The organism is Mesorhizobium sp. M1E.F.Ca.ET.063.01.1.1 (assembly GCF_003998155.1).
Taxonomy (GTDB): Bacteria; Pseudomonadota; Alphaproteobacteria; order Rhizobiales; family Rhizobiaceae; genus Mesorhizobium.
Map to the genome: position 1 here is coordinate 1 of NZ_RZSC01000096.1, position 13,067 is coordinate 13,067.

Consider the following 13,067-nt stretch of genomic DNA (forward strand, 5'->3'; position numbering starts at 1 on the left):
CCATGGCGCGGTCGAGCAGCGCTTCGCGCGCCAGCATGTCACCGGTGCCTTCGGCAAGGATGACGAAGGCGCGGGCAGTCTCCCCCCTCGAGGGGGAGATGTCGCCGAAGGCGACAGAGGGGGTCGCCGCGCGTGAAGCGCCGGCGCCCTGCGTGACGAGAAGCGGCGTTGGCGCTCCACGCGCGACGACCCCCTCTGGCCGCTGCGCGGCCATCTCCCCCTCAAGGGGGGAGATTACCCGGCGCGCGGCGCCCTCGACGATGAAATCTGCATTGTCCATTTCCGCGATCCTTCTCGAGCGGAGATCTGTTCCACAAGCGAGCCCGGGCGGGCGACATGATCGCCCGCGCCGGGTGATCTGAGCGGTTCTTGTGAACCGCTCAGATCACGTAGGATCGGAGCGGCTCGAAGCCGTTGAACGCGACCGAAGAATAGGTCGTCGTGTAGGCGCCGGTGCCTTCGATCAGCACCTCGTCGCCGATGGTCAGCGACAGGGGCAGCGGATAGGGCGTCTTCTCGTACATCACGTCCGCCGAATCGCAGGTCGGGCCGGCGAGCACGCAGGGCGCGGTCTCCGAGCCGTCATGGCGAGTGACGATCGGATAGCGGATCGCCTCGTCCATGGTCTCGGCGAGGCCGCCGAACTTGCCGATGTCGAGGAACACCCAGCGCACATTGTCGTTGTCGGCCTTCTTCGAGATCAGCACGACTTCCGACTTGATGACGCCGGCATTGCCGACCATGCCGCGGCCCGGCTCGACGATCGTCTCGGGCAGCGCGTTGCCGAAATGCTTGCGCAGCGCCGAGAAGATAGCCTGGCCGTAAGCCTGCGCCGCCGGCACGTCCTTCAGGTAACGGGTCGGGAAACCGCCGCCCATGTTGACCATCTTCAAGACGATGCCTTCCTCGGCGAGCGTCGCGAACACTTTCTTGGCGTCGCCCAGCGCGCGGTCCCAGGCCGACAGGTTGGTCTGCTGCGAGCCGACATGGAACGACACGCCATAAGCGTCCAGGCCAAGCTCCTTGGCATGGCGCAGCACATCGACGGCCATCGCCGGCACGCAGCCGAACTTGCGCGACAGCGGCCATTCGGCGCCTTCGCCGTCGGTCAGCACGCGGCAGAACACGCGCGAGCCGGGGGCGACGCGGGCGATCTTCTCGACCTCCTCCACACAGTCCACGGCGTAGAGGCGGATACCGAGCTGATAGGCGCGCTGGATGTCGCGCTCCTTCTTGATGGTGTTGCCGAAGGAAATGCGGTCCGCCGGCGCGCCGGCGTCCATCGCCATCTCAACCTCGGCAACGGATGCGGTGTCGAAGGACGAGCCCATCGCAGCAAGAAGGCGCAGGATCTCCGGCGCCGGGTTTGCTTTCACCGCATAGTAGATCTTGGAATCGGGCAGCGCCTTCTCGAAGGCGCGGAAGTTGTCGCGCACGACATCGAGGTCGACGACGAGGCAGGGGCCGTTCGGACGTCGGGTGGCGAGGAAGTCAAGGATGCGCTGGGTAGCCATCGAGGTCTCTCCATCTGCGCCTTTCGGCGCGCACAAAGGCTGCGGGACGCGGGCGCTCAGCCTCGCGAACTCGCGGTGGACAAAGGCGGGACGGAAAATCCGTGGAACCAGCCGGTGGAGACCCCGGAACCACGAATCGCCGTCTCGCGGCGGTGAACCTGGCCTTGCCCGGCCTCGGTTCGCTTTGTCTGCCTTGGCTTGGATGGGAGGACCCCGTCCGCACTACAGGCAATGAAGGTGTGCCTCTTCAGTAACCCCGGTCTTTGGACGACCGGTAGACACCAGAAAGGCCCGCACCGTCGTTGCTTCAAGGTGTCCTCGGTCTGGCGGTTGGCCACTAGACCGACTGGAGGGGTTGGCTCCAGTTACCTTACCGGTTGCCCTCACCATTCGAGGATCGGCGGACACCCACAGGCACGTGCGACTTTGGGCAAGCGCGATATAAGAGCGAAGGGTTTCACAATCAATAAAAATCGTAAGCGCCGGTTGTAAAAATTCCGGCATCGAACAATGTTTGTGGACCGTATCCGGAAATCGAACGATGCCAGGCACCCACGGCCCTCTCAACGCCTTCCTCGATCTGCGCCAAGTGCCTGTGGCCAATGCGGAATCAGGCCCGCTTGCCGGCCTGCGCCTGGCCGTCAAGGACATTTACGACGTCGCCGGCTATCGCACCGGCTGCGGCAACCCGCGCAAGTTCGAGCAGGCTCACGCCGCCTCGCAGACAGCCAAGGCCGTCCAGATGATTCTCGACGCCGGCGCTCGCTTCGTCGGCAAGACGCAGACTGACGAGCTTGCCTTCTCGTTGTTCGGCCAGAATTCGCATTTCGCCTTTCCGGTGAACCCGGCCGCCCCGGACCGCGTCACCGGCGGCTCTTCCTCGGGATCGGCATCTGCAGTCGCAGGAGGCCTTGCCGATATCGCCATCGGTTCCGACACCGGCGGCTCGATCCGCGCGCCGGCAAGCTTCTGCGGCCTGATCGGGCTGCGCACCAGCCACGGCCGCATCTCGCTCGACGGCGCGATGAAGCTGGCGCCGAGCTTCGACACCTTCGGCTGGTTCGCCGACGACATCGAGACCTATGAGGCGGTCGGCAAGCTCCTGCTCGGGCGCGATCCGCATCAGCATCCGCTCAACCGCCCACTGTCGATCCGCTGGCTGGACGCTTTCGTTGCCGGCCCGGCCGAGGCCGCCGAATATGGACGAATGAAGGCACTGACGGCCGGCGTCGTCGGCGAGCCGACCGAGATGGAATACGCCTTCGCCTCGTCCCCGGATGATCTCTACTGGTGTTTTCGCCGGCTGCAGGCTTACGAGGCCTGGCAGGTGCATGGCAGCTGGATCTCGGCGGGCAACCACGGCCTTGGCCCTGGCATCGACGAGCGTTTCGGCTTCGGCCGCACGATCGATGCCGGCACGGTCGCCGCCGAGGCGGAACGCCGGCTGGCCTTCCGTTCCGATCTCGGCGCCCTGCTCGGCAACAACGGCTTTCTCGTTCTGCCGACCGTTCCAGGCGCGGCGCCGCTGAAGACCAGCACGCCCGAACAGTTCCAGGCCTATCGCGAAAGGGCGCTGCATCTGTTGTGCCTGGCAGGCCTGTCGGGCTTCCCGCAGATCACCTTGCCGCTCGGCTCCGTCGACGGCGCGCCCTTCGGCCTGTCGCTGCTGGGCCCTTCCGGCGGCGACGTCGCTTTGATACGGCTCGGCCGCAGGATTCTCGACGCGGCACGAAAGGTCTGATCATGGACACATTGACCCGTATGCGCGCCTTCATCGACGTGGTCGAGGCTGAAGGCTTCTCGGCCGCAGCGCGCAAGATCGGCCGTTCAAAAGCGCTGCTGTCGAAATATGTGCGCGAGTTGGAGGACGAACTCGGCGCGCTGCTTCTGAACCGCACCACGCGCCAGTTCTCGCTGACCGAAGCCGGCCACACCTATTATCAGCGCGCTTCCGAAATCGTGCGCGAGGTCGACAGCCTGGCCGACGCCGTGCGCGAATCCTCCGGCGACGTGCGCGGCCGGATCAAGCTTTCGGCGGCGCGCACCTTCGCCGACGCGCCGATCGGCCAGTCGCTGATCGACTTCGCCAAGCAGCATCCCGACATCGTGCTCGACATCCACCTCGACGACCGCTTCGTCGACCTTGTTGAAGAGGGTTTCGACCTTGCGGTGCGCATCTCGCGGCTTGAGAACTCTTCGCTGATCGCCAGGCGCTTGGGACCGTTTTCGGTCAAGCTGTGCGCATCGCCAGAGCTGCTCGCAAAGCATGGCAAGCCGACGCGTCCACAGGATCTCGCCAACATGCCTTGCCTGGTCGACACCAACGGCCGCTCGCTGGCCAATTGGCGTTTCAAGGGTGAGGGTGAGGAGTCCATGAGCGTCGCCGTCTCCGGCCCGATCGAGGTCAACAGCCCAATTGTGGCGCGAGCTGCCGCTCTCTCCGGCCTCGGCTTCGCCATGCTGCCGGATTTCATAGCTGCTCCCGATATCGCTTCCGGTAAGTTGGTCACCGCGCTCGACGATCGCATCCTGTCGGGTACCGGTATCTTCGCCGTCTCCCCGCACCGCCGCTACCTGCCCGCCAAGGTCCGCGTCTTCGTCGATTTCCTGGTGCACTGGTTCAGGACGCGAGACGGCGCGTGATATCCCGCGTCCCAATTTCGCCCCCTTTCTGATAACTCTCGGGTTTTACTCCCGAAGTCGATGGAATCGCGGCCCAGAATGCACCTGAAACGGCAAGCAACCATGCTGGCTTCGGCCGCAGCAGTGACATTCGCCGCGGTCGAGCCGGCCGAGGTGCATCCGCATGTCTTTGCCGAAGCCCGCCTCGACGTGATCCTGAGCGAGGATCACCAAAGCGTGAAAGCGCTGCGCCATCTGTGGCGTTTCGACGATCTGTTTTCGAGCACTGTGATGATGGAGTTCGACAAGAACTCCGATCTGAAACTTGATGACAAAGAGCTCAAGGAAGTGGCCGATACCGTCCATTCTTCGCTGGCCGAATTCAACTACTTCCAGTTGGTCACGCAGGACGGCAAGGACGTGCCGATGATCCCGCCGCCGCATCTGATGGCGAACTTCGACAATGATCAGTTGATCATCCTGTTCGAGTCCGAGCCGAAGACGCCGATCAAGCTTGCCGGCAAGATCGACATCGGCGTTTACGATCCGACATTTTACACGGCGATCGATTTCACCGACGACGCCAACCTCACCGTCGAGGGCCTACCCTCGAACTGCACCAAGAAGGTGGTCCGCCCCGATCCCGACGAAGCGATCAAGGAGAACCAGAAGACCCTGACGGATGCGTTCTTCAACGATCCGACGGGCACCGACATGAGCAAGATCTTCGCCACCAAGCTCGAACTGAACTGCCCGCCAGAAGGATAATCGGTGATGAAACCATCGCTGCGCTTGGCGCTTGGCCTTTTGGCCGCCACCCTGGTGATGACGCATCTGCCAGGCATCGCCCATGCCCAGAGCTCACTCGGCATCGGCACCAATGACGGCATGGCGCCAAGCACCTCCGGTCCGTTCGCCCATATCCTGATGTGGATCAATCTCAGGCAGCAGGAATTCTACCATTCGCTGGCAGCCGCGATGAAGGCGATGCGCCAGGACGGCAGCAAGCTCTGGCTGCTGGTCGGCCTTTCTTTCGCCTATGGCATCTTCCACGCCGCCGGTCCCGGGCACGGCAAGGCGGTGATCTCCTCCTATATGGTCGCCAACGAAGTGGCGCTGAAGCGCGGCATCCTGCTCTCCTTCGTCTCGGCGTTGCTGCAGGGCCTGACCGCGGTCGTGGTCATGGTGCTCGCCTATTTCGTGCTGCGCGGCACGGCGGTGTCGATGACCGACGCGACCTGGTTCCTCGAAATCTCCAGCTTTGTGCTGGTCACCCTGTTCGGCGCCTGGCTTTTGTGGCGCAAGCTCGGTCCATCGATACCGCGCCTGCTCGGCAGAGCGCCCGCCCACAGCCTGTCGGCCGCCCATGCGGGGCATTCGCGTGCCGGGCATTCCCATGCCGGGCACGCGCACGCGCATTCCCACGCAAGCCATTCCCATGCTCATTCGCTTTCGACGCATGCCCACGCGGCGCATACGCTGCACACGCATCACGACCACGATGATGTGGCGCACTCGCACCCGCATAGCCACGATCATGGCGCGCACGATCATGCAGCGCATCATCACCACGATCATGGCCCGGGCGAAGTCTGCGAGACCTGCGGCCATTCGCATGCGCCGGATCCGGCGCTGCTTTCCGGCGACCGCTTCGACTGGCGCACGGCCTGGTCGGCCGTTGCCGCCGTCGGCATTCGCCCCTGCTCAGGCGCGCTGATCGTGCTGAGCTTCGCGCTTCTCAACGGGCTTTGGCTTGGCGGACTGCTGTCGGTGCTTGCGATGTCGATCGGCACCGCGATCACCGTCTCGGCGCTGGCGACGCTCGCGGTGACGGCCAAGAACTGGGCGGTCTATTTCGCCGGCGACGGATATCTCGGCAACCGCATCCATTCGATCGTCGAGATCGGCGGCGCGGCCTTCATCTTCCTGGTTGGGCTGCTGCTTTTGTCGGCCAGCCTGACGGGCGGCGCCTGACCATAGGTGCGCGCGAAGGTGTGTTGAGATTCAGGTCAGGCCGAGCCGAAAACGGTGGATTCCGAGAACCGGCCTACGCCGGCCGTAGCCTTAACTACCACGCCACTCTCATGAATGCTTCGGCCGGCGAATGCCGGAAGCGCAGGAAGCCGCCGTTTGCAGGCCGGCATCACCTGAATATCAATATATCTTCCCGCCCAGCTCGTCCTCGATATGAGCGCGGATGATCTCGTCGAAATTCTTCTCGGCGGCAAAACCCAGCTCCCTCGCCCGCCGCGCCTCGAAGCGCGTCGGCCATCCTTTGACGATCGCCCAGATCGTCTCGTCTGGCTGTTCGCGGATCCGCTTCACCACCTCGTGTCCGGCGATGCGCTCCAGCGCCTCGATCTGCTCGCCGACGGTGGCAGCGACTCCCGGCATGGTGAGATTGCGCCGCGGCCCGACCGCATTGCCGTCGATCTCCGCCGCATGGATCAGGAAATTGACGGCGGAGCGCGGGCTGGCATGGGTGTGCAGCACCGAGCGCGGCACCGGCAGGATCGCTTCCTGGCCACTCAAGGGCTCACGGATGATGCCTGAGAAGAAGCTCGACGCCGCCTTGTTCGGCTTGCCGGGGCGAACGCAGATCGTCGGCAGCCGGATGCCGACGCCGTCGAAGAAGCCGCGCCGCGTGTAGTCCGCAAGCAGCGCTTCGCTCATCTGCTTCTGCGTGCCGTATGAGGTGAGCGGCGTCGGGTGGAACTCGTCCGGGATGACATCCGGGAACGGCGCGCCGAACACGGCGATCGACGAGGTGAAGACCAGGCGCGGCGCAAAGCCCGCCAGCCGCACGGCGTCGAACAGCGCGCGTGTGCCGTCGAGATTGACGCGGTAGCCGAGATCGAAATTGGCCTCCGCCTCGCCGGACACGATGCCGGCAAGGTGGAAGATCACGTCCGGGCGTGAACCGACCAGGCTTGCCGCCGCTCCGGATGCGGCGAAGTCGCCGGTATGGATGGCGACTTCCACGCCGTCGATCGCCGGCGCCTGCGCCGGCACGATGTCGTGCAGATCGAGCGCCGTGATCTTGCGGCCGGCGAGTGTGCCGTCCTTGGCCAGCCGTGCAATCAGCTTCCGGCCCACCATGCCGGCGGCACCCGTAATCAGAATTCTCATCTTTAGAGACCCTTCTTGCGCTGGCTGCGTCCGCGCAGCCACAGGACGACGAACAGCCCCACCATGAAGATCGCGGCGATGATGGCGGCCAGGATGGTCGAGACCTTGCCGGCGGCCAACATGATGGTCGGCAGGAAATAGGCGGCGAGGCCGAACAGCAGCAGTATCCAGGCCGCGGCGATCGCCGCGTTGCGCGTCTCGCGATCCATCAGCAGGCGTCCCTTGGCCCGAGGTCGTTTAAGTTCATCATCAGGCACGCGTCAATGATAGTGGCGGCGATCAGGAGGCGCATCATGCGCGTGGTCGTGATCATGGCGATGGTCGTGCTCGTCATGGCTGTCGGCGCAGAGGCCGAACTCGGGCTCCACCGTCGCATGATCGATGCCGTGCTTCGCGGCAAGCCGTTTCTTGATGGCGCTCACCGCCACATGCGGATCGACGCCGTCATTCAGGCAGGCGTGCAGTGTCGCCATGTTGCTGGTGCCGTCGAGCGACCAGACATGCATGTGGTGCACCTCGCGCACGCCCTTGACCGCGCCTTCGATATCCTTGGCGATCAGGTCGCGGTCGAGGCTTGCCGGCACGCCTTCGAGCAGCACATGCGCGGCCTCGCGCATCAGCGACCACGCCGTCGACAGGATGAGCAGCGACACCAGGACGGAGAGGATCGGATCGATCGGCGTCCAGCCGATTGCCAGGATGATCAGCGCCGCCACGATTGCCGCGGCCGAGCCAAGCAGGTCGCCCAGCACATGCAGGATGGCGCCGCGCATGTTCAGGCCCTCGCGATCGCCGCCGTGCAGCACGAAGAAGGAGGCGATGTTGACCAGCAGGCCGGCGACTGCCACCACCAGCATCGGGCCGCCCAGCACGGGCGCCGGGTGAATCAACCGTCCCCAGGCTTCATAGACGATCCATAGCGCGATGACGAAAATGGCGATGCCGTTGGTGTAGGCCACCAGCGTCTTCACGCGGGCGAAGCCGTAGGTGAGACGGCCGGTGGCAGGGCGGCCGGCGAGATGGAAGGCATACCAGGCAAGGCCGAGCGCGATCGCGTCCGCCAGCATGTGACCGGCGTCCGCAAGCAGCGCCAGCGAGCCGGTGAGAAGGCCGCCGAGCGCCTCCGCGACCATGAAGCCGGCCGTCAGGCAGGCCGCGATCAGCACCCGCTTCTTGTCGGTCGATCCATGCATGTGCCCGGCGCCGTGGCCATGGCTATGGTCGTGTGCACCGACCCCATGCGAGCCGTGATCGTGCGCCATCTAGCGCTCCCGTTATGCGCCGAATTCGGCGCGGAAATCCTCGAGCCGCCGCTTCTGGCGGCCCTCGCCATCGAAATTCGCCGGATCGAGCCAGGCCTCATAGGCCTTACGCAAAGCCGGCCACTCCTTGTCGATGATCGAATACCACGCCGTATCGCGATTTTCGCCCTTTACCACAAGATGCTGGCGGAAAATGCCCTCGAACTTGAAGCCGAAACGTTCGGCCGCGCGCTTCGACGGTTCGTTGCGGTTGTTGCATTTCCATTCGTAGCGGCGGTAGCCGAGCTCGTCGAAGGCATATTTGGTGAACAGGAATTGCGCTTCGGTCGCCGCCGGCTTGCGCGAGATCAGCGGCCCCCAATAGATGTTGCCGATCTCGATGACGCCGTTGGCGGCATCGATGCGCATCAGTGTCTGGCGCCCGGCAACCTTGCCGCTCGCCTTGTCGATGACAGCGAAGAACAGCGGATCCTCGCTCGCCTCGACCTTGTCCAGCCATGGCTGGAACGCGGCGCGGGTTTCCGGCGGATAATCCGGCAGCCAGGTAAAGCGGCCATCGACATCGGCCACAGACGACGCCTCGTAAAGCCCATCGCCATGTTTTGCGGCGCTCAACGGCTCGAGCCTGACGGTCCGGCCCTCGAGCGCTTTGCGTTCCGGACGCGGGCGCGGCTGCCAATCTTTCAGATTTTCCGACACCCCAATATTTTTTGGCACGGGGAACTCCAATCTGTTTGACTTTTGCGAATGGACGCTCACAAAAACGCTCGCCAACAGTAAGAACCACAGGGACGGGAAAAATGCTCCACACGATCGCCGCCTTCGACCGTCTCGGCGAGGAAAATGCCTTCGCGGTGCTCGCGCGTGCCACCGCGCTTGCCCATCAGGGCCGCGACATCATCAATCTCGGCATCGGCCAGCCCGACTTCAAGACGCCGCAGCACATCGTCGAGGCGGCGATCAAGGCGCTGCGCGACGGCCATCATGGCTACACGCCCGCCAACGGGCTGCTGGCCACCCGCGAGGCGGTGGTGCGCCGCACGCTGACCACGACCGGCGTCGAGGTGTCGGCCGAAAACGTGATGATCCTGCCCGGCGGCAAGCCGACCATGTTCGCCGCGATCCTGATGTTCGGCGAACCGGGCGCGGAGATTCTCTATCCGGATCCCGGCTTTCCCATCTACCGCTCGATGATCGAGTTCACCGGCGCCGCGCCTATTCCCGTGCCGATCCGAGAGGAGAACGGCTTCGCCTTCTCGGCCGACGAGACGCTGGCGCTGATCACGCCGAAGACAAGGCTCCTGATCCTCAACTCGCCCGCCAACCCGACCGGCGGCGTCACCCCGCGGGCCGAGATCGAGAAACTGGTCAAGGGATTGGAGAAGCACCCGCAGGTGGCGATCCTGTCCGACGAGATCTACGACGTCATGACCTATGACGGCGAGACGCATTGCTCGCTGCTCAATTTCCCGGAAATCCGCGACAGGCTGATCGTGCTCAACGGCTGGTCGAAGACCTGGGCGATGACTGGCTGGCGCATGGGCTGGTCGATCTGGCCGAACGGCGAAAAGGGCGCCTATCTCTACGACAAGGTGCGCAAGCTTGCGGTCAATTGCTGGTCCTGCGTCAACGCGCCGAGCCAGTATGCCGGCATCGCGGCGATCGACGGCCCGCAGGACGATGTCGAGAAGATGATGCGCGCTTTCGACAACCGCAGGAAGATCGTGGTCGAAGGGCTGAATGCGCTGCCCGGCATTTCCTGCATCACGCCGAAGGGCGCCTTCTATGCCTTCCCCAACGTGTCGAAGACCGGCTGGAAGGCCAAGAAGCTTGCCTCGACGCTGTTGGAAGACGCCGGCGTGGCCTTGATCGGCGGTCCGGACTTCGGCGTGCTCGGCGAAGGCTATGTCCGGCTCTCCTACGCCAATTCCGAGGAGAACATCCTGCGCGCGCTGGAGCGGATCGAGGCGTTTTTGGCAAAGTAAGCTTCCACCCTCCACTCGAGGGAGATGGCGAGCGGGCTCGCCGAGCCGACACCGGGTTGGTCGAGATCAGCTCGCTCGGGCCGCTCTCGTGAGCTGCCCGCCCTAAAGCATGTCTCCCGAAAGTGGGAACCGGTTTCGGGAGACAAAGACATGCGTAAAATCAAAAACCTAAAGCGCACGGAGCGAATCTGAAAGATCGCGACGCGCTTTAAGCGAATCCGTCAGACGCGTCTTTGCGATGGTCCGGCTGGAGTCCTTCAGCATGACCGTCGCAAGCATGTCGCGTTTGATCTGGCGCAAGATACCGGCCGCTCGACGGTGTAGGATGGCAAGTGTGAATGATGGAGCAAGCCCATGCAGAAAGGTCTGCTGAGGTCGACTGCGGCGATGAACGTGGTCTTGGCCCTTTCGCCCGGCGTTGCCTGGGCTCAGGCGTCGGATGCCGACAGGTATGCCTATGGTCCCGGCATGATGTGGTGGGGCGGAGGTTGGATGATGATTTTCGGCCCGTTGTTCATGATCCTCTTTTTTGTCGTGCTGGTAGCCGCCGTCCTGCCGCTCGGTCGCTGGCTGGGCGGGCCGGCTGTGATGCCACCCCATCAGCCGCCGCCAGGGCGCACGGCGCTTGACATTCTCAAAGAGCGCTTCGCGCGCGGCGAGATCGACAAGAACGAGTTCGAGGAGCGGCGGCGGGTGCTCGGCGAGTAGGCGCTGCGTTCGATCAGCGCTCGGGGCCGTTACCCGCGTCCGACAAACGGCATCTTCGTTGCCATCACGGTCATGAACAGCACATTGGCGTCGAGCGGCAGGCTCGCCATGTGCAGCACCGCGTCGGCGACGCGCTGGACATCCATGACCGCTTCGGCGGCGATGGAGCCATTGGCCTGCGGCACGCCGACCGTCATCGGCTGCGCCATCTCGGTCAACGCATTGCCGATGTCGATCTGGCCGCAGGCGATGTCATAGGGCCGGCCGTCGAGCGCCAGCGTCTTGGTCAGGCCGGTTATGGCATGCTTGGTCGCCGTATAGGGCGCCGAGCCCGGGCGCGGCGCATAGGCCGACACCGAGCCGTTGTTGATGATGCGCCCGCCCATCGGCTTTTGCCGGCGCATGACGCCGAAGGCGGCGCGGGCGCACAGGAACGAGCCGGTGAGGTTGACGCCCACGACATCGTTCCAGACCTCGACGGGGATCTCGTCGATCAGCGTCGACTTGTAACCCATGCCGGCATTGTTGAAGAGCAGGTCGACGCGCCCGAACGCCTCCACCACGGTCTCGAACATGTCGTCGACTTCGTCGGCCTTGCTGATGTCGCAACTGACTGCGAGCGCTTTGGCGCTCGTCTTCCCGGCCTCGGCGATCGCCTCCTCGAGCAGCTTCTTGCGCCGGCCGCAGAACACGGTGTTCCATCCTGCCTGGAGCAGCGTCGTGGCAACGCTCTTGCCGATGCCGGTGCCGGCGCCGGTAACGATGGCGGTTTTCTCTGTCATGGCGGTCATCGTCATCCCTTCCCGGTCATTGCTGGAAGAACACGTGGCATCGCAAATGATAGGGACCGTGGCAAGCGGCTCTTGCCGACAAAAGAGAAGAGGCCGGCAAGACAACGGGCCGACAAAAAGGGCGGTCATTGGCGACCGCCCTGATCTGAACCGCGCTTGGGAGGAGGAAAAGCCGGTCCGACTGCCTAGAATGATGCGCTTGCTGGGTTAACGAAAGGTTAACGGCCGGCAGCGCGCCACGAGCGCGTTTACCAACCCGGACTTGTCAGCGCCGGTTGGACGCGGCTCAAGCCGGCGCCTTCGCCGCCGAGACCGTCGCCTCGACATGGTCGACCAGCGCGTCCGGCAGGCCGAGCCGGCCGGCGAGCAGATCGAGATAGCCGCGCTCGGTGCGGGTGTCGGGGTCGATGGTGAGGCGCGAGGCGGTGTAGAGCTCGAGCTTCTGCGCGTCGGTCTTGGCGCCGGCGACCAGCGCGTCGAGGTCGAGCGGGCTCTCGAGCTCTGCCATCAGGAACTTCTCCGCATCCGCCCCGATGCCGGCGAGCTTGAGCTTATCGGCGATCTTCTGCCGCTCCTCGTCGTCGACATGGCCATCCGCCTTGGCCGCGGAGATCATTGCCCTGACCAGCGTCAGCGTGAACTCGGCCTCGCCTTGCGGCGCCTGCGAGGGGTCGAAGGCGGTATCCTTGGGCGGCGGCAGCAGTTCCGGCTCGCCCGTGGCCGGGGCCTGCGCCGGCTCAGCGCCGTTCTTATAGTTCTGGTAGGCCTTGTAGGCGAGGCCGCCGATGGCCGCCAAGCCGCCGAGCTTGATGGCGGCGCCCGTCACCTGCCGGCCTGTGCCGGTGCCGAGCAGCACCGCGGCCAGCGCGCCGGCGGCGAGCGGATTGTCCTTCGCCATCTGCACCGCCTGCCCCGCCTTGTCGCGAACGGTCGATCCCGTGCCAGGAATTTGCGAGCCGAGAAGGTCGTCGAGCAGCTTCTTGGGGTCGAGCATCAATGCCTCCAGAATTGGCCCGGCCGAATGCGCCCGGGCGGAGTTTCGGACCGGCAAGACGT

The 13,067-nt window shown here is 64.5% G+C and carries 13 protein-coding genes and 1 pseudogene; 6 read left to right on the plus strand and 8 right to left on the minus strand.

All coding sequences use genetic code 11. The features are described 5' to 3' along the window. Positions 1-280, minus strand: a pseudogene (locus EOA29_RS10405) (hypothetical protein); the annotation flags it as partial. 100 nt (positions 281-380) lie between these two features. After that, positions 381-1,514 (minus strand): type III PLP-dependent enzyme, encoded by a 1,134-nt coding sequence (locus EOA29_RS10410; RefSeq protein WP_126092160.1) that lies wholly within the window; start codon positions 1,512-1,514, stop codon positions 381-383. A 541-nt stretch (positions 1,515-2,055) separates the two neighbouring features. On the opposite strand from EOA29_RS10410, the gene EOA29_RS10415 reads away from it, so the two are divergent. From EOA29_RS10415 to EOA29_RS10430, 4 genes are all read left to right on the plus strand, one after another. Next, the gene (locus tag EOA29_RS10415) at positions 2,056-3,255 is read left to right on the plus strand and encodes an amidase (protein ID WP_126092159.1); all 1,200 of its coding nucleotides are present in this window, start codon (positions 2,056-2,058) and stop codon (positions 3,253-3,255) included. A 2-nt stretch (positions 3,256-3,257) separates the two neighbouring features. Continuing rightward, a complete protein-coding gene (locus EOA29_RS10420) occupies positions 3,258-4,157 on the plus strand; it encodes a LysR family transcriptional regulator (RefSeq protein WP_127220858.1) in 900 nt (299 codons plus the stop codon). A gap of 78 nt (positions 4,158-4,235) precedes the next feature. After that, positions 4,236-4,904, plus strand: coding sequence for a DUF1007 family protein (locus EOA29_RS10425; protein WP_126092157.1), 669 nt, complete (start codon positions 4,236-4,238; stop codon positions 4,902-4,904). Positions 4,905-4,910: 6 nt separating this feature from the next. After that, a complete protein-coding gene (locus EOA29_RS10430) occupies positions 4,911-6,110 on the plus strand; it encodes a nickel/cobalt transporter (RefSeq protein WP_126092156.1) in 1,200 nt (399 codons plus the stop codon). 180 nt (positions 6,111-6,290) lie between these two features. On the opposite strand, the gene denD is transcribed toward EOA29_RS10430, so the two are convergent. The 4 genes from denD to EOA29_RS10450 are packed head-to-tail and all read right to left on the minus strand — an operon-like array spanning position 6,291 to position 9,226. Continuing rightward, a complete protein-coding gene (gene denD / locus EOA29_RS10435; protein WP_126092155.1) occupies positions 6,291-7,265 on the minus strand; it encodes a D-erythronate dehydrogenase in 975 nt (324 codons plus the stop codon). A gap of 2 nt (positions 7,266-7,267) precedes the next feature. Beyond that, complete coding sequence (locus EOA29_RS10440) at positions 7,268-7,474, minus strand: hypothetical protein (RefSeq protein WP_126092154.1); 207 nt, start codon at positions 7,472-7,474, stop codon at positions 7,268-7,270. A 51-nt stretch (positions 7,475-7,525) separates the two neighbouring features. Beyond that, a complete protein-coding gene (locus EOA29_RS10445) occupies positions 7,526-8,527 on the minus strand; it encodes a cation diffusion facilitator family transporter (RefSeq protein ID WP_126092153.1) in 1,002 nt (333 codons plus the stop codon). A 12-nt stretch (positions 8,528-8,539) separates the two neighbouring features. Then, positions 8,540-9,226 (minus strand): GNAT family protein, encoded by a 687-nt coding sequence (locus EOA29_RS10450; protein ID WP_126095771.1) that lies wholly within the window; start codon positions 9,224-9,226, stop codon positions 8,540-8,542. 101 nt (positions 9,227-9,327) lie between these two features. Here EOA29_RS10450 and EOA29_RS10455 point away from each other — a divergent pair, with 101 nt between their 5' ends. Both EOA29_RS10455 and EOA29_RS10460 read left to right on the plus strand, forming a co-directional pair. Beyond that, the gene (locus EOA29_RS10455; protein WP_126092152.1) at positions 9,328-10,512 is read left to right on the plus strand and encodes a pyridoxal phosphate-dependent aminotransferase; all 1,185 of its coding nucleotides are present in this window, start codon (positions 9,328-9,330) and stop codon (positions 10,510-10,512) included. Positions 10,513-10,866: 354 nt separating this feature from the next. Next, on the plus strand, positions 10,867-11,220 hold the full coding sequence (locus tag EOA29_RS10460) for an SHOCT domain-containing protein (RefSeq protein ID WP_245464890.1): 354 nt from the start codon (positions 10,867-10,869) through the stop codon (positions 11,218-11,220). Between the two features lie 29 nt (positions 11,221-11,249). Here the strand turns inward: EOA29_RS10460 and EOA29_RS10465 are convergent, their stop codons facing one another. Both EOA29_RS10465 and EOA29_RS10470 read right to left on the minus strand, forming a co-directional pair. After that, entirely contained in the window at positions 11,250-12,002 is a 753-nt protein-coding gene (locus EOA29_RS10465) for an SDR family oxidoreductase (RefSeq protein WP_126095769.1), read from the minus strand. Between the two features lie 295 nt (positions 12,003-12,297). After that, a complete protein-coding gene (locus EOA29_RS10470; RefSeq protein WP_126092151.1) occupies positions 12,298-13,005 on the minus strand; it encodes a tellurite resistance TerB family protein in 708 nt (235 codons plus the stop codon). Positions 13,006-13,067: the final 62 nt, after the last annotated feature.

Excerpts from the sequence above, each read along its gene's own strand:
- EOA29_RS10410 (WP_126092160.1), bottom strand. The coding sequence starts at position 1,514 with ATGGCTACCCAGCGCATCCTTGACTTCCTCGCCACCCGACGTCCGAAC.
- EOA29_RS10455 (WP_126092152.1), top strand. The coding sequence starts at position 9,328 with ATGCTCCACACGATCGCCGCCTTCGACCGTCTCGGCGAGGAAAATGCC.
- EOA29_RS10420 (WP_127220858.1), top strand. The coding sequence starts at position 3,258 with ATGGACACATTGACCCGTATGCGCGCCTTCATCGACGTGGTCGAGGCT.
- EOA29_RS10415 (WP_126092159.1), top strand. The coding sequence starts at position 2,056 with ATGCCAGGCACCCACGGCCCTCTCAACGCCTTCCTCGATCTGCGCCAA.
- denD (WP_126092155.1), bottom strand. The coding sequence starts at position 7,265 with ATGAGAATTCTGATTACGGGTGCCGCCGGCATGGTGGGCCGGAAGCTG.
- EOA29_RS10445 (WP_126092153.1), bottom strand. The coding sequence starts at position 8,527 with ATGGCGCACGATCACGGCTCGCATGGGGTCGGTGCACACGACCATAGC.
- EOA29_RS10460 (WP_245464890.1), top strand. The coding sequence starts at position 10,867 with ATGCAGAAAGGTCTGCTGAGGTCGACTGCGGCGATGAACGTGGTCTTG.
- EOA29_RS10465 (WP_126095769.1), bottom strand. The coding sequence starts at position 12,002 with ATGACAGAGAAAACCGCCATCGTTACCGGCGCCGGCACCGGCATCGGC.
- EOA29_RS10440 (WP_126092154.1), bottom strand. The coding sequence starts at position 7,474 with ATGGATCGCGAGACGCGCAACGCGGCGATCGCCGCGGCCTGGATACTG.
- EOA29_RS10425 (WP_126092157.1), top strand. The coding sequence starts at position 4,236 with ATGCACCTGAAACGGCAAGCAACCATGCTGGCTTCGGCCGCAGCAGTG.
- EOA29_RS10430 (WP_126092156.1), top strand. The coding sequence starts at position 4,911 with ATGAAACCATCGCTGCGCTTGGCGCTTGGCCTTTTGGCCGCCACCCTG.
- EOA29_RS10470 (WP_126092151.1), bottom strand. The coding sequence starts at position 13,005 with ATGCTCGACCCCAAGAAGCTGCTCGACGACCTTCTCGGCTCGCAAATT.